Source organism: Providencia sp. TYF-12, assembly GCF_041344805.1.
GTDB classification, from domain to species: Bacteria; Pseudomonadota; Gammaproteobacteria; order Enterobacterales; family Enterobacteriaceae; genus Providencia; species Providencia huashanensis.
Window position 1 is genome coordinate 3955705 of the sequence record NZ_CP166833.1, and the last position, 21241, is coordinate 3976945.

Genomic DNA, 21241 nt, shown 5'->3' on the forward strand with positions numbered 1-21241 from the left:
CATTTCTCCTTCAAACAATAATGCTACATCATGACAACATCAAAACGTTCCTGACTGTATAGTGGTTCAATCTGGACTTTAACCTGCTTACCAACAAAAATTTCAACTTCGGCAAGTGCGTGAGATTCGTCCCCTTTAAGTACATCCACAACCGCTTGAGATGCATAAACAAGGAACCTATCTGCATCGATAGTGCGATGAACTCGGACTATTTCCCGTAAAATTTCATAGCACACAGTTTCTACTGACTTAACTGTACCTCGACCTTGGCAAGTTGGGCAATCATCACACAAAACATGTTCAAGGCTCTCTCTTGTCCGTTTACGCGTCATTTCGACTAAACCAAGCTGAGAAAAGCCATTAATGGTCGTTTTAACTTTATCTTTAACCAGTGCTTGTTCTAATGATGCTAACACACGGCGGCGATGTTCTGGATCAACCATATCGATAAAATCGATAATAATTATACCACCAAGGTTTCGTAAACGAAGTTGCCTTGCTATTGCTTGAGTAGCTTCAATATTAGTATTGAAAATGGTTTCTTCTAGGTTACGATGCCCAACAAACGCCCCAGTATTAATATCAATGGTCGTCATCGCTTCAGTTTGATCGATAATTAAATAACCACCTGATTTTAACTCGACCTTTCTATCCATCGCGCGTTGGATTTCATTTTCGACATCAAACAAATCAAAAATGGGTTGATTCCCCTGATAGAGTTCCAATTTTGCCGTCATTTCAGGTACGTATTCTGCAATAAACTCTTGTAATTGAGTATAAGTCAAACGGGAATCAACGCGAATACGATCAAGATGAGCACCTGCAAAATCACGAATAATACGAAAAGCGAGAGCCAGTTCACCGTAGATTTTAGTCCGAGTAACATTACGTTTTTTACGCTCAATCACTTTAGCCCAAAGCCGTTTTAGGAAGGCGGCATCTTGTTTAACTTCTTCCTCGCCCACCCCTTCCGCTGCGGTACGGATAATAAAACCGCCATTTTCATCACAATATTGAGAAACGCACTGTTTTAGCCGTTCTCTTTCTTCTTCACTTTCAATGCGTTGTGAAACACCAACATGGGATGCCCCAGGCATAAAAACCAAATAGCGCGATGGCAATGTAATATCTGTCGTCAAACGAGCCCCCTTGGTTCCTAGAGGGTCCTTAACAACTTGGACAATCAAGTCCTGCCCTTGTTTTACTAATTCAGCAATGTCTCTGACATGAAAGTTTTTTTGCTCATCGCCAGCAATACATTCAGTGTGCGGCATAATATCAGAGGCATGCAAAAAGGCAGCTTTATCTAGACCAATATCAACAAAGGCCGCCTGCATACCGGGTAACACGCGGCTCACACGGCCTTTGTAAATATTCCCTACTAGCCCTCTTTTGGCTTCCCGTTCAACATGTATTTCTTGTAAGATCCCACCATCAATATAAGCAACACGCGTTTCAGATGGTGTAATATTTACTAATAGTTCCGCAGTCATGACTTCCCCTTACCATCACCTAACGCTAAAAATCGCTGAATGAGTTCATCTGTTTCAACCAGTGGTAAACCAACAACTCCATGGTAACTACCGTTAATTTTCCGTATAAAACGCCCACCAATTCCTTGTATTGCATATGCTCCCGCCTTATCCATAGGCTCGCCTGACTGTATATAATCCCGTATTTCAAGTAAAGATAACTCGCGAAAGGTCACATCTGTCACAATCAGTGACTGTATAGTCTGTTGGCGGTTAGATAATGCGATACCCGTCATTACTTGGTGTGTTTTCCCCGATAGCGCGCTTAGCATGGCTTCCGCATGTTTGTTATCTTGAGGTTTTTCCAATATTTCCCCATCAAGCACCACAATCGTATCTGCACCTAATACAGGACAATCTTCAGGGGCAATTGCAACACCAGCCAATGATTTATCGCGCGCAAGGCGTTGGACATAATCTTGAGGGGACTCACCCTGCTGCCACTGTTCTTCTACCTCTGGGCGTAAAACCTCAAAGGTATAGTTAAGTTGCTGAACTAGTTCACGCCTACGGGGTGAGCCAGATGCAAGATAAATTAAATTCATAAACTGTATTCCCTGTCAGAACGGATACCTAAAGCCTTAACACACTGAAAATTGTCGGCGAATTTTTCGTAGAAGCAAAAATAGCCATGGCCACAGAATACCATTCACTAGGCTATTCCAGAATACTTGTGGGTGAAATAATACTTGTGAAGACAGAAACTCAGCCCAAAAAACAGCTAAATCCTGAATGACTGTCAGTAACATAATCACTAAAGCTTGCTGCCACAGAGCCATATTACGCAATAACTGGTGCTTATAAGCAACAAGATAGCAAATTATACTAAAAGAAAGGGCATGAACCCCCAGAGCAGAACCTTGAATGGAATCAACGATAATTCCCAAAATAAAACTTGTGCCTACGCTAACACGATGCGGCAATGCCATGACCCAATAAGTGAGGATCAATAATAACCATGTAGGGCGGTAAAAACTTAGTTGTTCAGGCCAAGGCATGACTTGCAAAATTAAGGCAATAAAAAAAGATAACCAAATGATGGCTCGCCCGTTACCACGATACTCATCCATTCTATTTTCCCCTCCTCACCATACTCAATTCCCCTCTCTATGGTTCTGATACTGGAGACATTGACGGCGGCAGTGGAGGCCCCTGAATTTCACTTGGATTAGGTAATACTTGAGGCAGTACTTTCATTAAGCGTTCATTAGCCGCACGATATACCTCTGACGGCTTTAACGGAGTTTTAGGGTCGTTATCATTTCCCCATAAAAGGAGCAGATAACGTAAACGTTGTAGTTCTGCACTCGGCTTGGCACTAATAATCGTATAAGCGCGTTGTGTATCGTGTTTAACCGCAGAAACAACGGCAACTGGGTAACCTTCAGGGAAACGCCCCCCTAACCCAGAAGTCACTAATACATCCCCTATGCGAATATCGGTATTTTCAGGTAATGGCTCTAATTGTATGTCATCCGTACAACCAGACCCAGCAGCAATAACACGCACATCATTTCGTAGTACTTGTACGGGCAATGCATGAGTTGTATCACAAATGAGTAAAACACGACTATTGAAGTTACTGACGCCGACAACTTGGCCTACAACACCTTTATCACTAATAACAGGCTGCCCTTCGTAAACCCCTTCGTTACTGCCTTTATCTATCACAACTTGGTCGCGATATGGTGTATTCGCCCCTGAGATAACTTGCGTTACCATCATGTGTTCATCTTGACGAAGTGGCGAACCTAGCAACTCTCTTAAACGTGCATTTTCTTGTTTAAGTTGCTCTAGTAAAAGATTATCCGCTTTTTTCAGCAACAATTCTTGACGTAATGCCCTGTTTTCAAACTGTAATTGTTCGCGAGAGGTGAAACTTTCAGAGATGTTATCCAAAAATTGACGTGGCCCATTTGCTAAAAAATAGAATGGGCTAACCGCCGTGTCTAAGTAGGTACGGATTTTATTGAAAGGCTCAAATCGATGGTCAATCACCACCAGCACAAGTGCAATGATTACCGCAAAAATAATGCGTAACTGTAGGGATGGACCTCGCCTAAAAATTGGCTTCATGTGTGGCTAAGTTTCGCTAATGTCAGAGGATCAAAAATAGTCAAAGCAGCTAGGGTTTACTAGCTGCTTATAGCTGGCCATTTAGTCTTCGCTAAACAGGTCACCACCGTGCATATCGATCATTTCTAATGCTTTCCCGCCACCACGAGCGACGCAAGTTAGCGGATCTTCTGCAACAATAACTGGGATACCAGTCTCTTCCATCAATAAGCGATCTAAATTACGAAGCAGTGCGCCACCACCAGTTAATACCATACCGCGCTCTGAGATATCAGATGCTAGTTCAGGTGGGCACTGTTCAAGCGCTAGCATTACCGCGCTGACAATCCCAGTCAGTGGCTCTTGTAATGCTTCTAAAATTTCATTTGAATTCATTTTGAAACCACGAGGTACGCCCTCTGCAAGGTTACGACCACGGACTTCAATTTCATAAACTTCATCCGTTGGGAATGCAGAGCCAATCCCGTGTTTAATACGTTCTGCGGTTGCCTCACCAATCAGTGAACCGTAATTACGGCGCACATAGTTAATGATGGACTCATCAAAACGGTCACCACCAATACGTACTGAAGATGAATAAACAACACCATTTAAAGAAATAACCGCCACTTCAGTGGTACCACCACCGATATCAACAACCATAGAACCCGTTGCTTCAGATACAGGTAAACCTGCGCCAATTGCTGCTGCCATTGGTTCTTCAATTAAGAATACTTCACGTGCCCCTGCACTCAGTGCGGATTCACGGATAGCTTTACGTTCAACTTGCGTTGCCCCAACTGGTACACAAACTAATACTCGTGGACTTGGACGTAAAAAACTGTTGCTATGAACTTGTTTGATGAAGTGTTGTAACATTTTTTCTGTCAGGAAGAAGTCGGCGATTACGCCATCTTTCATTGGTCTGATTGCAGAAATATTACCAGGTGTACGTCCCAGCATCTGCTTGGCTTCACCACCGACCGCCGCAACACTTTTTGGCGAACCGGAGCGGTCTTGACGAATAGCAACTACAGAGGGTTCATTTAATTTGACGCCTTGTCCTTTAACATAAATAAGGGTATTGGCCGTACCCAAGTCAATAGACAAGTCATTAGAAAACATGCCACGAAATTTTTTAAACATAATGAAAGAGTTATCCTGCAAGCTGGGGACGAATATAAACCCGTCTACTCTACCAACCACTTGAAGCTGCCTCAAGGCGTTAATGGGCGACTTCTAAAAATATGGTTAATTCATCTATTATCACGTACTGTACTGTACATGCTTCTCATCAAAACGAAGCAGATAAAAGCCCCAAAAATAGATATTTATTTTACTTTTTCCATCATTAGATGAAATTACGTAAAAAAACCTATTCTTTGGCTGTTATATACTCCATTGTTTGTATTCCCAGTGTGACAAGTAATTATAACTACAAGTTCAAATAATATTGATATCTTTTTATTATTGCTACTCACTGGTTATTTTCACTACAAATTAGATGAATTTCACGAGTGTTAGCTCTATTATCTACCAAAAATAAGGCAAATTTGTATCAGTACGCAAAATGAATTAGTCGCGATGCGTTATTTTGCATGATAAAAGCCTATGTATGCCAGAAAAAAATAAATTTTTACAAAATAATTACATTATTAATAGCTTAAGAACCGTTATTACGTCAATGAAATACCGTTAAATTTTCGGCATTTTTACATGACATATTTAATCATTTTACTAGGAGTGAACGATGAAAGCTCTCGTCCTAAATCAAGCAGATGAAAAAATTGTCGCAAATATTCAATCTCTGACAACAGAAATGCTGCCAGCCGGAGACATTATAGTCGATATTCACTGGTCAACGTTAAATTATAAAGATGCTTTGGCCATTTGTGGGAAAGCAGGCGTAGTACGCCAGTATCCGATGGTCCCTGGTATTGATTTTTCAGGGGTAGTCCACCACAGTGAAGACCCAAGGTTTCAAGTTGGTCAGCATGTGTTATTAACAGGGTGGGGAGTCGGTGAAACTCATTGGGGCGGGTTAGCCTCCCAAGCGAGAGTTCCTGCGAAGTATTTAACCCCATTACCTGAAAATTTATCCTTGAAGCAAGCCATGGTCATTGGTACGGCAGGCTTCACTGCCATGCTATGTGTTAATGCGTTAGAAGAAGCAGGCATCACTCCAGATAAAGGCGAAGTGATTGTTAGTGGGGCAAGTGGTGGCGTAGGGAGCACTGCCGTGCAATTACTCTCCCTTTTAGGCTATGACGTTGTCGCAATTTCAGGGCGCGAAGAGAATAACGCTTACTTGCAAAGCTTAGGGGCTAAAAGGGTATTACCTCGCAGCGATTTCACCCACGCGGCCAAACCATTAGATAAACAACTGTGGGCTGGCGCCATTGATACTGTAGGCGGGGAATTGCTAGCCAATCTTCTTGCTCAAACCAATTACAACGGGGCAGTAGCAGCTTGTGGTTTAGCCGGTGGGTTTAACTTACCAACCAGTGTGATGCCTTTTATCTTACGTAATGTGCGTTTACAAGGCGTTGATTCTGTTTACTACCCAGCGGCAAACCGCCCTAAAGTGTGGGAACGGCTTTCTCAAATACTACCAGCCTCATTCTATGAACACGTCAGTTCAGAGATTAAACTGGAAGATTCTGCTGAATTTGCACAAAAACTCTTAAAAAATGAAGTAACAGGGCGTACCCTTGTCAATCTACGCACCTAATCACAAATTTGCTGCGGTATTCTCCAAAAATAAGGATTACCGCACAATTCACAAAATAAATTCGGGTAATTTCTCTGATAAGACCAGTATTTTGCTGCTAAATGCCACGAAATAATTATAATGGCTCCCCTTGTCAGCCAAAAAAACATTTATTTTTATGATAAATGATGACAAACCCTCAACATCGGGTTATGTTGTCGGGCTATTGATATATCGTCGGAGTTAGCAGCATAATGACAGAAGATATTCACATTTTGCTCCTGAATGGGCCAAACCTGAACCTGCTAGGAACGCGTGAGCCAGGTACCTATGGCAGCAAAACCCTATCAGACATTGTTTCCAAACTGACGCAGGAAGCCAATGAGTTAGGGGTAAAATTGAGCCATTTTCAGTCAAATGCAGAACATGAGTTAATCGATAAAATTCATGCTTCCCGCAATGATGTTGATTTTATTCTAATCAACCCGGCTGCATTCACACATACCAGTGTAGCTCTGCGTGATGCGTTACTGGCAGTTTGTCTTCCATTTATCGAGATCCATATCTCGAATGTGCATGCCAGAGAACCATTTCGCCAACATTCTTATTTATCCGACCAAGCTGTCGGTGTAATTTGTGGTCTAGGCGCGGATGGCTACAGTTTTGCTTTGCAGGCTGCAGTTAACCGTGTGCGTCTAATTAATTCAATCCAAATATAAGAGTACGGAATCATATCCATGGATATTCGTAAAATTAAAAAGCTGATCGAGCTGGTCGAAGAGTCTGGCATTTCTGAACTGGAAATTTCTGAAGGTGAAGAGTCAGTACGTATCAGCCGCATTTCTGCCGCTTCTCAGGCTATGGCAGCACCGCAACAATATTACTCAGCACCTGTCGCACAACAGCCTGCATTAGCAAATGCTGTTGCTCCATCAGAAGCAATGGCTGCACCAGCGGCTCCAGCTGCAGTTGCAGGTCACCAAGTCCGTTCACCAATGGTAGGGACTTTCTACCGTGCACCAAGCCCAGAAGCAAAACCGTTTGTTGAAGTTGGCCAAACTGTCAGCGTTGGTGATCCTCTTTGCATCGTTGAAGCGATGAAAATGATGAACCAAATAGAAGCAGATAAAGCAGGCGTAGTTAAAGCTATTCTGCTGCAAAACGGTGATGCAGTAGAATTTGACGAGCCACTAGTTGTTATCGAATAACGAGGCGTCTCCATGCTGGAAAAAATTGTTATCGCTAACCGTGGGGAAATCGCACTACGTATTTTGCGTGCCTGTAAAGAACTTGGCATCAAAACTGTAGCGGTTCACTCAACGGCTGATAGCGATCTAAAACACGTGTTGCTGGCTGATGAAACCATTTGTATCGGTCCTGCAGCATCCGCGAAAAGTTACTTAAATATCCCTGCGATTATTTCAGCAGCGGAAATTTCAGGCGCGCAAGCGATCCATCCGGGATATGGTTTCTTGGCTGAAAACGCTGATTTCGCAGAACAAGTTGAAAACTCAGGCTTTATTTTTATCGGTCCAAAAGCTGAAACCATCCGCCTAATGGGCGACAAAGTTTCTGCTATTAACGCGATGAAAAAAGCAGGTGTTCCTTGCGTTCCGGGTTCAGATGGCCCGCTAGGCAATGATGCAGAAAAGAATAAATCCATCGCAAAACGTATTGGCTACCCTGTAATCATCAAAGCATCAGGTGGTGGTGGTGGTCGTGGTATGCGTGTGGTTCGTAACGAAAAAGATTTAGAATCATCGATTAACCTCACACGCGCAGAAGCCAAATCTGCATTCAATAATGACATGGTTTACATGGAAAAATTCCTTGAAAACCCACGTCATATTGAAATTCAAGTGATGGCGGATGGTCAGGGTCACGCTGTTTACTTAGCAGAGCGTGATTGTTCAATGCAACGCCGTCACCAAAAAGTGGTAGAAGAAGCTCCAGCACCAGGTATCACGCCTGAAATTCGCCGTAATATCGGTGAGCGCTGTGCAAATGCATGTATTGAAATTGGTTATCGCGGTGCGGGTACCTTCGAATTCTTATTCGAAAACGGTGAATTCTATTTCATCGAGATGAATACCCGTATTCAAGTTGAACATCCAGTTACTGAAATGATTACTGGTGTCGACTTAATTAAAGAACAGTTACGTGTCGCATCTGGTTTACCGCTATCTGTAAAACAAGAAGACATTATTGTTCACGGTCATGCTGTTGAGTGCCGTATTAACGCTGAAGACCCGAATACATTCATTCCAAGTCCAGGTAAAATCACCCGTTTCCACTCTCCTGGTGGTTTTGGTGTGCGTTGGGAGTCGCATATTTACGCAGGTTATACTGTACCTCCTTATTACGACTCAATGATTGGTAAATTAATTACTTACGGTGAAACTCGTGAAATTGCCATTTCTCGTATGAAAAATGCATTAAACGAGCTGATCGTCGATGGTATTAAAACCAATATTGAATTGCACCAGATGATTATGAATGATGAAAACTTCCAAAAAGGTGGGACTAATATCCACTATCTGGAGAAAAAACTGGGTATTTCTGAATAATTTTTTGAAATAGCCCGTTTTATTTATCGTCAAAAAATACCGCGAAGCTCAGCTGCGCGGTATTTTTTATTGAATTTAATTAATATGGCGAATTGGGATTGTATTTTCGATAGGTGCAGCACGCTGGAATAAGTGTAAATTATCCATCACCGAGGCTGGGGGGCGACGAAAACGTAGCTCATTCGCCATATATTGCATATAGGGGTCAATGTGGCTAAAAATTGCCTTATAACCCTCACATAAATGATTATGCCATTTATTCTCAACTTTTTCTGTCCTATGCTTTGGGCATCCCCCATGACAAGCAAACTTAAATTCACATTTTTGGCACAATGAAGAAAGGTTGAGTTTTTGTTGGCCAAAACGTTGCTGCTGCTTACTATAAACTAGCTTATTGAGAGGCTTACTTAATAAATTACCCAGTTTAAATTCGGGATAGACAAAATGGTCGCAACTATAAATATCCCCATTTTGCTCAGCCACTAAACCGTATCCACACGCCGGCTGCATAACACAAAAACTAGGCATATCACCAGACCAAGCCGCAAGCGAGTTATCAAACAACTGGACAAAGACCTTCCCAACATCTTTTCTTACCCAAATATCAAAGACTTTATTAATAAAATCGCCGTATTGCTTCCCTGTTATTGACCATGAGGTTAGCGTTTTCTCTCCCGCTTCTTGTGGGTAGCTCAAATGTTGAAATTTACTATTGTTCATTTCATATTCGACAACAGGAATAAACTGCAAGTAATTAGCTTGAAGTTCTTCGGTAATAAAACGGTAGATTTCTTCTGGATATTTTGCCGTCTCATTATTAATCACCGTCAAAATATTAAAATCAATTTGATACTCTTTGAGTAGGCGAATTGCATTGATAACTTTATCAAAAACCGAATTACCTGAATTGGATTTTCGATAAATATCATGTAGCCATTGTGGGCCATCAAGGGAAATTCCGACTAAGAAATGATGTTCTTTTAAAAACTTAGCCCATTCAGCGGTTAACAATACCCCATTTGTTTGTATGCTATTGTAGATTTGCTTTCCTTTTCCATACCGCTTTTGGTATTGGATCACTCGTTGGAAAAAATCCATCCCCGCCATTAACGGTTCACCCCCTTGCCAAGTAAAATCAATTTCATGGCTTGGTGATAATTCAATGTACTGACGAATATATTCACGTAATGTATTGTCGTCCATACATTTTAATTTTTTACTATTAAAATCAGTTTGGTGTTCTTTTTCTAGATAAAAGCAGTAATCACACTTTAAATTGCACTGATAACTTGTTGGCTTAGCCATTATGTGAAACGCTTTTTTCATAGTAACCTCTTAAGTTTTGGCAACGGACATCTTAGCTGCCATTCACTTTATACTCGTAATAGTTGCTTAAATAACTACCTTCCATATATAAAATGGCTTCATTATCTTTGTTGTAGTCAATACGGCAACGAGAAAATATGGGGGTTTTCTCATCGATATCTAATAATTCCATTTCTTGTTTTGTTGGAACAAGTGCTGATAATTTTTCAGTATAATGGTTTGAATTTAGCCCTTTGGATTCTAAAAAAAGATAAATAGACTCTTCTAAATCCTCTGCTGTAATGCTTTCAATACAAGGTGGAAAATAAAAACAATTGTATTGAATCGGTTTATTTCCTTTTGTAATAACCCTTTCCACTTTGGTCAGGACTGAGCCTTCCGGCAATTTCATAATTTCACTGATATCTTTATTTGCCGCAACTTTGTTTATCGAAATAATATTACGTTTTACTCTTTGTGTTGCAGCCCCCAATACTTGGGTATGGATTGTTGCATAGGCTTTTTTAGAATTTCGAATAACAAGAGTGCCAACCCCTCGAGATCGCTTTACATACCCTTCTTTTTCTAATTCCGAAAGTGCCCTTCTTGCCGTGATCCTGCTGATCCCAAACATTTCTTGAAATTCAGCTTCTGTCGGAAAAGTATCGTTTTTCCTATATTCACCTTTATTTAGCTTATCGACTAAAATATCATACACTTGCGCGTATAACGGTTTTGAATGCGTACTATAATCTAGTTGTTTTTTCATATATTAATCACAATTACCCGATGTTAGCCCACCGGGTAATGCTCTTATTTATTTTAATCGCATTTCCAGAGCTACCCGGTATAAAAGCTCATTATGGTTTTCTACTGGAAAATTATCAATAATGAAATCAACTAGCTGTTTTTGTGTTAACCCACCTTCTAATTGTTTGATAAACCTGTCCTTTATCGTCTTTAAATGACGGGTTTCGATATATTGTAATAATGACATCGCACCATATTTAACTTCCTGCGTGAGCGGATATTGGTCAAATACAGTTTTCGCTGCTCCAGCCTGCTTATGCTCTTGTTCAATTTGCTCAAGGGAAACAGGTTGCTCTTTCGATAAACCATAACGAGCATACAACTCTTCAGGAGCATCATTTTGTAACATCATTAAACGAATATTTTCGAGTAAACGCTGTTCTATTGCCACATTGAGGATTGGTGACGTTTGTGCCGGGTCTTGCTTAACATGGTATAAGCGATGTCCAAAACGGTCTGAGTCTGTTGTCATCACACTCGTTGCAGGGATTTTTAATACTGAGCAACCTTGTGTGAAATCAAACCCCTCATATAACTCTGTTCCTTGTAACTCTTTAGGCGTAAACCGCCGGTTTATACGTGTTGGCATCAAAGTATAATCATGAAGCCCCTCGGTTCCTTGAACAACAGGAGAGCGCATATAAACATACTCACCATCTGTGATATTAATCTGACAGCCATGGTAGCCAAACAGCGCATATTCGCGAATAGGTTCATCTTTAGCAAGCCCAGCTAATATGCTTTTTCCTTGCATATTTTTAGGGATTGGTGCATTAAAATAATCAAGTAACGTAGCCGGTATATCAATAGTTTGAGCCAACATCTGCCTTGATACCCCATTGGTATCCAAATCAGGGTGGCAAATAAAAAATGGTGTATTCGCGATTTCGTTATAAAGTGGCATGATATTTTTCCCCCACCAATCATGTTCACCTAATAAGAAACCGTGATCCGTATTTACAATTAATAGCGTATCTTCCCATAAATTGTATTTATCAAATATATCAAGAACCTGACCAACATATGCATCGACCATCGTTACTAGTGCTTGATAAAAACCACGGATCACTTTTTGCCTAGACTCATCCTCAGTGACAAAATAATACGGCGGCCAGCCATCAAAATGAGCATTGGATAAACCATAAAGTTGTAGGTATTTTTCAGGTACATAAAACGGTTCATGAGGATCAAAACACTCGAGCTGTAAAAACCAATTATCATCCGAGTGATTAGTTTCAATAAATTCAATACCGTGACTAATTGTTTGTACCAGTGGATGATCTTTTTCATCCTGCATATATTGCTGATTAATCAGGTGCTGGGTACGACTGGCTATTTTACGCTGTTTATTTTCATCAGGTTCACCTGATTCATAATGAACAACTGGCTTATTCACAACACCTTTCCAGTTATCCCCCTCTTGCCCCCGAATAAATTCATATGTTGAGAAACGCGAGTGGTAGGTTGCACCGCCATCTCGCCAGTAATGTTTGTGATCCGTAACTAAATGAGTATGAATACCTTGTTTTTTCAGTATTTCAGGCATCGACTCATCAAATGGCTCAATCGGGCCCCAGCTACGATGAAGGAAATTATATCTCCCGGTATGCAATTCTCTCCTTGCAGGCATACAAGGCATACTGCCAACATAAAAATTATCAAACTTCAGTGCGCGTTTACGTAATCGCTCAAAATTAGGAGTAATGGTTGTTTGGCAGCCATAAGCCGACAACATATGTTTATTCAATGAATCAAACATTAACATTACAGCTTTCATTGTTATTTCCTTTTTACTGGTACTTTCTGATACGTCCAACAACATAAGTCAATACGAAAGCAATACTCGCACCGACTAACCAACTAAAAATGTATTGGAGATATTTACCATCCGCTATCAGTGGTAGTGCGGATAGCCCTGCGGCTCCGACCCCATTGGCTGTTACATCCAATAAGACGATCATCATTCCCCCAAAACCAGCACCTATCGATCCTGTGATAAATGCGAAGCCTGCTGGGATGTTTACCCCAAAGATAGTCGGTTCACCTACGGCTAAAATACTGGTCGGGATAGCCCCTTTAGCGACACGTTTCATTACCGGATCTTTTGTCATTATCAAGACGGCAATTGCAGCGCCGACCATACCGGAATTACTCATGATTTGAATCGCAAATAACTGCGAACTTCCTGTTGCTTGAATTAATTCTAAATGGATAGGAATTAACCCTTGGTGTAAACCAAGAGAAATTAAAAATGGGAATAAAGAAGATAAGATAAAACCAGCCGCTAAGCCACCATGCTGTAAAATTCCGGACAATGAGCCTAAAATACCATTAGATACAACGCCAGCTACTGGCATAATACCAAATAGCAAAAGCGCAGTCATAATGATGATTGTCAACGTTGGGGTTGCAATAACATCTATCATACTCGGGATATAGCGGCGTAATCGCTTTTCTAACCAACAGCTAATCCAAACCGCAAAAATAACCCCAATTAACCCACCTTGTCCCGGAGTTAGTCCCAAAATAGCAACTTGAGGCGCAATCGTAATTGCCCCTAAAATCCCCCCTAAGATTTCAGTTCCCTTAAACTCTTTAGCAGCAAAAATACCGGTGAATACAGCTAGTAAGCTAAACAAGCCACTCGCAATAATCCCCATAATAGTACTTATTTCTAACAACCCTTGTTGTTGCAAAACCACTTGGGCTGCTGACATATTAGCGGTTGCTTGAATTCCCTGAGCTAGCGCCTCGGCATGTGCCGAGTTAACAATAATGTTATTGATCCCCATTAAAGTACCAGCAGCAATTAAGCCGGGTAATAATGGAACAAAAATATTCGCTATACTTCTTAGCACGGCTTTAACTGGCGTTTTTTTCTTCGCTTTATTTCTAGCGATTTCAGCTTTAGCTAATACATCGCTTTCAGGTTTATCATCCTGCAATACAGTGCTTTCAGAGTCCCCGTTAGATAGTAGTTGATTAATTGCGTCAGCAATATTGTTACATTTTCCCGGTCCGACAATCACTTGCAATGTTTCATCACTCACCACTCCTAGCACGCCAGGTAGTGCTTTCAAACCTGCAATATCCGCCTTTTCTTCATTTTTTAATGTCATTCTCACTCGAGTCATACAATTTGTGACGTGAATGAAATTTTCAGAACCGCCTGATAATTCTATAATTTTTTTTGATATTTTATCGAGATCCATAGATCCTCTCTTACGGTATAGTAAGGCAAAATGCTTTGTTATATTGTTATAACATTTAGATTAATATATCATCAGAAAAAGAAAGCCCACACTTACATTAATGTTTTGTGATTTTCTTCTCACTTTTTCTAAAAAAGATAGGAATTCCAATGACGATAAAAAAAGAAAACTGGAAAATACTTGGGAAAGCGCCGGATTACCGATTCACATTAGCTAACGAAAGAACATTTTTAGCCTGGATTAGAACAGCGTTGGCTTTTTTAGCTGGTGCAATTGCCATCGAACAACTATTTCAATCTATCGAATTTCCATGGATAAAAATGGCACTGGCATTAGTGCTCGCTGTGGCGGGTGGGCTGACTGCGGCGATGGCATTGTATCGCTGGAAACAAAACGAATTAGCAATGCGGCAAGATAAACCCCTTCAATACACTTCTTTTTTATTGTTAATTACATTGTTTATCATGACCGCAGCCTCTTTCGCACTCTTATATATTTTACTATAGGCAGTGCAATGCGAGACCCCGGACTACAACCAGAAAGAACACAGCAAGCTTGGAGCCGAACGCTACTTGTTTTAGCACTAAATATATTGCTATTTCTGCGTTCTGGGTTACTCAATCATTCATACCTAATGCTAACCGCAGCTGCGGCTGGCGCATTATTATTTTTGATCATTACATTCAAAAGACATAATGCATCTACCTCCCCTAAAATAGGATTAAAAATAAACAATTCTATATTCTTATTTTTTGCGTCATACACCCTTATTTTTATGTCTTTTATGCTGGTTATTAAGATTTTATCTACTTAATTTGACTTTATCTCTCAATATTTAGCTAAGTTCATCTTAAATAAATCACTGCCTTTAATCGCTTTTCTCTGAATTTTTCACACTCCACTCCCAGATTATCGTACAATCCCCGATTATTTTTGTGAGAATGAGGAGGAATAACGGATGGACAAACGTTTTCTTCAATCAAATAAAGAGGCCCGTTGGTCACTCTATTTAACGATAGCCTATATGATAGGCTGGGTTATTTGTGCATACCTTCCTAGCAATACGATGGGAGTTACTGGGTTACCATTATGGTTTGAATGGTCATGCCTAATTTTGCCCGTCATCTTTATTCTACTGTGTATTATGATGGTTAAGCTCATATTCAAAGATATCTCTCTGGAGGAGAATGATGCAGATTGAAGTTCTCCTACCATTAATCGGTTACCTTGCCCTCGTCTTTCTGTTATCAATTTATGCCTATAAAAAGCGGAAAACAGGCGAATTTCTGAATGAGTATTTCTTAGGTAATCGTTCCATGGGCGGTTTCGTCCTTGCAATGACAATTACCGCAACCTATATCAGTGCGAGTTCATTTATTGGAGGCCCTGGAGCCGCCTATAAATATGGTCTAGGTTGGGTACTTTTAGCGATGATCCAGCTACCGGCAATCTGGCTTTCCCTTGGCGTACTGGGTAAGAAATTTGCTATTTTAGCGCGCCGCTATAATGCAGTGACCCTTAACGATATGCTCTACGCTCGCTATCAAAGCCGCTTCTTAGTTTGGTTTGCAAGTGTTAGCCTACTCATTGCTTTTTTTGGCGCCATGACAGTGCAATTTATTGGCGGCGCAAGGCTATTAGAAACAGCAGCTGGTATCCCATATACCTATGGTTTGATAATTTTTGGGGTATCTATCGCCCTCTATACAGCTATTGGTGGCTTCAGAGCCAGCGTATTGAATGATGCATTGCAAGGGCTAGTTATGCTTATCGGGACAGTGATCCTACTTGTTGCCATCATTTACCATGCTGGTGGGCTCCCTACAGCCATCGAAAAGATGCATGCCATTGACCCTAAATTAGTGTCGCCCGAAGGGGCTGACGATATTCTGAGTGGGCCTTTCTTAGCTTCTTTTTGGGTTCTAGTCTGTTTTGGCGTGATTGGTTTACCCCACACCGCGGTGCGTTGTATTTCATACAAGGACAGCAAAGCTGTTCACCGAGGAATTATTTTAGGCACTATCGTGATGGCAATATTGATGTTTGGTATGCACTTTGCGGGTGCATTAGGGCGCGCAATTTTGCCTGATCTGACCATCCCTGACCAAGTGATACCAACATTGATGGTACAAGTCCTTCCTCCATTTGCCGCTGGGATTTTCTTAGCAGCACCGATGGCAGCAATTATGTCGACTATTAATGCTCAGCTCTTGCAGTCCTCAGCCACTATCGTAAAAGATATTTACCTCAATGCAGTGCCCACGCAAATTAAAAATGAGAAAAAACTGGCTCGGATCTCTAGCTGTTCTAGTTTGATCTTAGGGGCTTTGCTTTTGATCGCTGCGTGGAACCCACCTCAAATGATTATTTGGCTGAATTTATTAGCGTTTGGTGGTCTTGAAGCGGTTTTCTTGTGGCCATTAGTTCTTGGGCTATATTGGGAAAAAGCCAATGGTACAGGGGCAATTTGCGGTATGGTTGTCGGTGGCGTATGTTATGCCATTTTTGCTTCCTTTAAGATAGAACTTATGGGCTTTCACGCTATCGTTCCATCGCTAATTTTCAGCCTCATAGCCTTCTTGATAGGTAACTTTTTTGGCAAAAATCCAGTACAATTGCCCACAATTAAGACATCAACAAATTAGATTTTAACATAAGAGATAAATATGCCTTGGATACAGATCCGCATCAACTCAACAGGTCCACAAGCAGAAGCTCTTGGCGATGAACTCATCGAAACTGGGGCGGTATCCGTCACTTTTCAAGATAGCCATGATACCCCTGTTTTTGAGCCCCTACCTGGAGAAACTCGTCTTTGGGGTGATACTGACGTCATTGGTTTATATGATGCAGAAACCGACATGAAATGGGTGGTTTCTCAATTGGAAAATAGCCCTCTTCTTGGAACTGGGTTCATTCATAAAATCGAACAATTAGAAGATAAAGACTGGGAAAGAGAATGGATGGATAACTTCCACCCAATGCGCTTTGGTGAGCGTTTATGGATCTGCCCAAGTTGGCGCGATGTTCCGGACCCAACTGCCGTTAATGTCATGTTAGACCCAGGCTTAGCCTTCGGAACAGGGACCCACCCAACAACATCACTGTGTCTTCAATGGTTAGATAGCCTTGATCTCGAAGGGAAAACGGTAATCGACTTCGGATGCGGTTCGGGCATTTTGGCGATCGCAGCATTGAAACTAGGTGCCGCTCATGCCATTGGTATCGATATCGACCCTCAAGCTATTACTGCAAGTCGCGATAATGCGCAACGTAACGGCGTTTCCGAGCGTTTATCTCTCTACTTATCGAAAGACCAACCGGAAGCGCTACAAGCTGATGTCGTAGTTGCTAACATCCTTGCTGGCCCTCTACGTGAATTAGCCCCAATGATAAGCGTATTGCCTCGTGCAGGTGGTTTACTGGGTCTTTCTGGGGTATTAGCCACTCAAGCAGAAGGGGTTGCTGATGCTTATCGCCCCATGTTTGAAATTGACCCTGTGGCTGAAAAAGATGAGTGGTGCCGTATTACCGGTGTCAAGCACTTTTGATGGCTTTTTTTATCAAAATTAGGGAATAATTCCTTTGAAAATAACGCCAGAATAGATTATCTTATAGCTCAAATATTGCTCAATAGCTGGTGATAATCTGTTCTGCACGAGATTTGAACAACGCAACAGTTATTTTAATAAATCGTTATCGAGTACGCTTAACTATTTGTTAAATATAACTAATTTTTTAGTTGCTAGAATGCAAGATAAAAAAATTAGTGATAAATAACCGTTTGCTCAAAGTTTGTCCTTTCATATCTCGTAAAAAATGCGTAATATACGCGCCCTTGCAGTCACAGTATGGCCCCCATTTAGTTATGCGAATCGGACAATATCAGTTGAGAAACTGTCTTATTGCTGCCCCAATGGCTGGCATTACAGATAAACCTTTTAGGTCACTCTGTTATGACATGGGCGCAGGTATGACGGTATCAGAAATGCTTTCTTCTAACCCTCAGGTTTGGAAGACAGACAAATCTAGGCTCAGAATGGTTCATCGTGATGAACTTGGGGTACGTTCCGTTCAAATAGCTGGCAATGATCCCGATGAGATGGCTGCTGCTGCTCAAATTAATGTTGAGAGTGGCGCTCAAATTATCGATATCAATATGGGCTGTCCAGCTAAAAAAGTGAATCGTAAGCTTGCAGGTTCTGCACTGCTACGTTATCCAGAAATCGTTAAGTCGATTCTAGAAGGTGTCGTAAAAGCAGTGGATGTACCTGTTACTCTTAAGATCCGCACAGGTTGGTCACCTGAAGAGCGAAACTGCATAGAAATTGCCAAATTGGCCGAAGATTGCGGCATTCAAGCACTCACCATTCACGGCAGAACTAGAGCCTGTCTGTTTAATGGGGAAGCTGAATATGACAATATTCGGGCAGTTAAGCAGACTGTTACCATTCCGGTTATTGCCAATGGCGACATTACTGACCCGCTAAAAGCCAGAGCTGTTTTGGACTACACAGGGGCTGATGCCTTGATGGTAGGACGAGCGGCTCAGGGAAGACCATGGATCTTCCGGGAAATCCAGCATTATCTGGACACAGGTGAAATATTGCCACCGATGCCAATGGCAGAGGTACAACGCATTATGCTAGCGCATGTACAGGAATTGCACGACTTTTATGGTCAAGGCAAAGGAGCCCGTATAGCGCGCAAACATGTTTCTTGGTACTTAAAGGAACATGCACCTGATGACCAGTTTCGGCGCTCATTCAACACCATTGAGGATGCCAGCGAACAGCTGGAGGTGTTGGAAGCATTTTTTGAAAATTTTTGCGTAAATAAAGATAAGAGCTGACAGAACTATGTTCGAACAACGCGTAAATTCTGACGTACTAACCGTTGCTACTGTAAATTCACAAGATCAAGTAACTCAAAAACCGTTACGTGATTCAGTCAAGCAAGCACTGAAGAACTATTTTGCTCAATTAAATAATCAAGATGTTAACGATTTATATGAGCTGGTATTGGCTGAGGTAGAACAGCCTTTGTTGGACATGGTTATGCAATATACCCGTGGAAACCAGACCCGTGCAGCCCTGATGATGGGTATCAACCGCGGTACTCTGCGTAAGAAACTGAAAAAATACGGCATGAACTAATCCTAGTCAGTTAATGCAGTGTTTTTACAGGCACCTTCTATATTTTAGAAGGTGCCTTTTTGTTTAAATGACTGGGCACCAGAAACGCCACAGTACTGCGACGCATGCGGCTAGTATATTTTACTCTTCTATTGCAGGTATTTAGTATTTCTCATTAAATACACAAAATGTACTGCTCTAGACTAACCTAGCTTTACTCCCTACCAGTTAAATTACCATTCCCCCCAATGCCCTTTCAATCCCTAAAAGCCCCTATAAACTTATACTTCACTCACCTATTTTATTAGATAACCTATTTTATTCCCTGTTAACCCTAGGTTGATTTAACTTAAATATAATAAATTTAAATAGCCTCAATAAATCACATCATCTAAAATATAATAATAAATACTATATTCAGTAAATAAAATTCACAGTGCGCTTACCATCACAGCAAACACATCAAAAAATTTAATTATTAATAATAAGCTATTAAAACAGAAGGAAATTTAATATTTAAAGTACTCAGTCATTATTAATAGTTTGCTAAAACACAAAAAATATTAATCACTCACTGAGTTTAAAAAATTATTATTTCACCACTCTTCAAATAGTAAATAAAACTATAGCCCAACCTAATAACCCTTGTTCAACTTACATAAGTCTACGCTGATTAAAAATCACATAACTGACTAACACCCTTCCATTTGACTTTATATAATAAATTCTGAACTCATTGTTATACAAGAATTTAAATTATTTTATTAGTAAAGATAGCATTTATTACAGTACCTACTTTTCATAATAGGTCAATGTCATTTCCTGATGTATATACAGATTTATATACCTTAAAAAGAATTAGTTGAACAAGAAAAAACAATGAACAACTTATTGAGGAAAAACTGAATGAAAATTATTACCATAGCGGTTTACTCATAGGATATTGGTGATGTTAAGTACCTATGCGTTTATTATTATCTGATAATTATGTTAGTTAATATTTATTTTTCACTCACAATGAGAGTTTTCTTTACTTAAACTAAACCCCATGATATTTAAGTATTTTTCACTATATATACCACGTTTTGATTACTCACATTATGTGTTTTCTTTGCTTTTTACACACTTAAACGTTACAAATAAAGATAAAGTATGAAAAAAATGTTAATATCGAGTTAATATTCTGTTTTTATCTTTAGAATTGCTTTTTTGTATCGTCATTGATTTATCAATTTTTGATAAATTAAAAAACACACATCTCGCAGAAAATCACAACACATTGATTTATATATAATTATAAAAACTGTAAAAAGTGTAAATTTATGGTTATTCATTAAAAACTTCAAATTAGTGAGTTTGCTTTTAAATTTCTCACTCTTTATAATTGTAGGAAATCAAGGCAACGATGAATATTATTAGCTTTCTCTTTAATTAAAGAACTAATATTAATAATAAGTTACTAATTTATTAATTTAAATTAGTAGTTTTCTTTTGGAAAATAGTTGTATGAACTTACAAGAACATAAAGATGCTCCAAGTGAGAATTCTGCCAATTGTTTTTCTTCTTATTGTGGAGTTGTAATAAAAAGAATAAGAAAAGAAACTGGTATTACTGGAGCTCAATTAGCAACAAAATTAAATATTTCACAACAGCAAATGTCTCGCTATGAAAGAGGTGTCAATAAGCTAACAGTCGATATGTTATTTAATATCTCAGTAGCTTTAAACATCTCATTTGAAAGTTTAATCAAGAACATTATTATTGAAATAAACAAATCAAATTATGATGACGTGGTAACTTTAAGAAAAAGCATCACGGCATCTGATACCATCTACTTTTATTAAGTAACTTTATTAAGTTTAATAATTAAAGTGGCTTTAAACATTTTCAAACAAAAACACATCAAATATTTAT

Annotated in this window: 21 protein-coding genes; 12 read left to right on the forward strand and 9 right to left on the reverse strand. The window is 40.1% G+C overall.

Translation table 11 applies throughout. The features are described from left to right. Positions 1-23: 23 nt before the first annotated feature. The 5 genes from rng to ABE954_RS18530 form a co-directional block, all read right to left on the reverse strand. Positions 24-1493, reverse strand: a complete 1470-nt coding sequence (gene rng, locus ABE954_RS18510) for a ribonuclease G (protein WP_042846247.1) — start codon at positions 1491-1493, stop codon at positions 24-26. Then, positions 1490-2077 (reverse strand): nucleoside triphosphate pyrophosphatase, encoded by a 588-nt coding sequence (locus ABE954_RS18515; protein WP_129466433.1) that lies wholly within the window; start codon positions 2075-2077, stop codon positions 1490-1492. Before ABE954_RS18515 ends, rng begins: the two co-directional genes overlap by 4 nt. A 36-nt stretch (positions 2078-2113) precedes the next feature. Continuing rightward, the gene (gene mreD, locus ABE954_RS18520; RefSeq protein WP_042846252.1) at positions 2114-2602 is read right to left on the reverse strand and encodes a rod shape-determining protein MreD; all 489 of its coding nucleotides are present in this window, start codon (positions 2600-2602) and stop codon (positions 2114-2116) included. A gap of 37 nt (positions 2603-2639) precedes the next feature. Then, positions 2640-3608: a rod shape-determining protein MreC gene (mreC, locus tag ABE954_RS18525; RefSeq protein ID WP_042846254.1), complete on the reverse strand. Its 969-nt coding sequence runs from the start codon at positions 3606-3608 to the stop codon at positions 2640-2642. An 81-nt stretch (positions 3609-3689) separates the two neighbouring features. Beyond that, positions 3690-4733: a rod shape-determining protein gene (locus ABE954_RS18530; protein WP_004908213.1), complete on the reverse strand. Its 1044-nt coding sequence runs from the start codon at positions 4731-4733 to the stop codon at positions 3690-3692. A gap of 604 nt (positions 4734-5337) precedes the next feature. Between ABE954_RS18530 and ABE954_RS18535 the strand changes: the two genes are divergently transcribed. The 4 genes from ABE954_RS18535 to accC all read left to right on the forward strand — a co-directional run bounded on the left by ABE954_RS18535 (position 5338) and on the right by accC (position 8864). Further along, positions 5338-6318 (forward strand): oxidoreductase, encoded by a 981-nt coding sequence (locus ABE954_RS18535; RefSeq protein WP_042846256.1) that lies wholly within the window; start codon positions 5338-5340, stop codon positions 6316-6318. 233 nt (positions 6319-6551) lie between these two features. After that, entirely contained in the window at positions 6552-7016 is a 465-nt protein-coding gene (gene aroQ / locus ABE954_RS18540; protein WP_042846258.1) for a type II 3-dehydroquinate dehydratase, read from the forward strand. Between the two features lie 18 nt (positions 7017-7034). Beyond that, entirely contained in the window at positions 7035-7505 is a 471-nt protein-coding gene (gene accB / locus ABE954_RS18545) for an acetyl-CoA carboxylase biotin carboxyl carrier protein (protein WP_129466435.1), read from the forward strand. A gap of 12 nt (positions 7506-7517) precedes the next feature. Then, positions 7518-8864: an acetyl-CoA carboxylase biotin carboxylase subunit gene (gene accC / locus ABE954_RS18550; protein ID WP_042846261.1), complete on the forward strand. Its 1347-nt coding sequence runs from the start codon at positions 7518-7520 to the stop codon at positions 8862-8864. Positions 8865-8939: 75 nt separating this feature from the next. On the opposite strand, the gene ABE954_RS18555 is transcribed toward accC, so the two are convergent. From ABE954_RS18555 to ABE954_RS18570, 4 genes are read right to left on the reverse strand one after another with little or no spacing between them, the layout of a single operon-like run. Then, positions 8940-10190 (reverse strand): anaerobic sulfatase maturase, encoded by a 1251-nt coding sequence (locus tag ABE954_RS18555; RefSeq protein ID WP_129466436.1) that lies wholly within the window; start codon positions 10188-10190, stop codon positions 8940-8942. A 31-nt stretch (positions 10191-10221) separates the two neighbouring features. Next, a complete protein-coding gene (locus ABE954_RS18560; protein WP_048606178.1) occupies positions 10222-10938 on the reverse strand; it encodes a GntR family transcriptional regulator in 717 nt (238 codons plus the stop codon). Positions 10939-10986: 48 nt separating this feature from the next. After that, positions 10987-12756, reverse strand: coding sequence for a sulfatase (locus ABE954_RS18565; RefSeq protein WP_166696499.1), 1770 nt, complete (start codon positions 12754-12756; stop codon positions 10987-10989). A gap of 13 nt (positions 12757-12769) precedes the next feature. Beyond that, the gene (locus ABE954_RS18570) at positions 12770-14191 is read right to left on the reverse strand and encodes a PTS transporter subunit EIIC (protein ID WP_042846264.1); all 1422 of its coding nucleotides are present in this window, start codon (positions 14189-14191) and stop codon (positions 12770-12772) included. Positions 14192-14340: 149 nt separating this feature from the next. Between ABE954_RS18570 and ABE954_RS18575 the strand changes: the two genes are divergently transcribed. From ABE954_RS18575 to ABE954_RS18610, 8 genes are all read left to right on the forward strand, one after another. Continuing rightward, positions 14341-14697, forward strand: a complete 357-nt coding sequence (locus ABE954_RS18575) for a YidH family protein (RefSeq protein WP_042846266.1) — start codon at positions 14341-14343, stop codon at positions 14695-14697. 8 nt (positions 14698-14705) lie between these two features. Beyond that, positions 14706-15005, forward strand: a complete 300-nt coding sequence (locus tag ABE954_RS18580) for a DUF202 domain-containing protein (RefSeq protein WP_042846268.1) — start codon at positions 14706-14708, stop codon at positions 15003-15005. 144 nt (positions 15006-15149) lie between these two features. After that, positions 15150-15392 (forward strand): YhdT family protein, encoded by a 243-nt coding sequence (locus ABE954_RS18585; RefSeq protein ID WP_042846269.1) that lies wholly within the window; start codon positions 15150-15152, stop codon positions 15390-15392. Continuing rightward, a complete protein-coding gene (panF, locus tag ABE954_RS18590; protein WP_042846270.1) occupies positions 15382-16836 on the forward strand; it encodes a sodium/pantothenate symporter in 1455 nt (484 codons plus the stop codon). The genes ABE954_RS18585 and panF overlap by 11 nt, the downstream gene beginning before the upstream one ends. Before the next feature lie 21 nt (positions 16837-16857). Further along, a complete protein-coding gene (gene prmA, locus ABE954_RS18595; protein WP_042846272.1) occupies positions 16858-17742 on the forward strand; it encodes a 50S ribosomal protein L11 methyltransferase in 885 nt (294 codons plus the stop codon). A gap of 317 nt (positions 17743-18059) precedes the next feature. Next, positions 18060-19043 (forward strand): tRNA dihydrouridine synthase DusB, encoded by a 984-nt coding sequence (dusB, locus tag ABE954_RS18600; protein WP_004908195.1) that lies wholly within the window; start codon positions 18060-18062, stop codon positions 19041-19043. Positions 19044-19050: 7 nt separating this feature from the next. After that, positions 19051-19347, forward strand: a complete 297-nt coding sequence (gene fis, locus ABE954_RS18605; RefSeq protein WP_004258438.1) for a DNA-binding transcriptional regulator Fis — start codon at positions 19051-19053, stop codon at positions 19345-19347. A 1485-nt stretch (positions 19348-20832) separates the two neighbouring features. Then, positions 20833-21171, forward strand: coding sequence for a helix-turn-helix domain-containing protein (locus ABE954_RS18610; protein WP_042846274.1), 339 nt, complete (start codon positions 20833-20835; stop codon positions 21169-21171). Positions 21172-21241 lie beyond the last annotated feature (70 nt).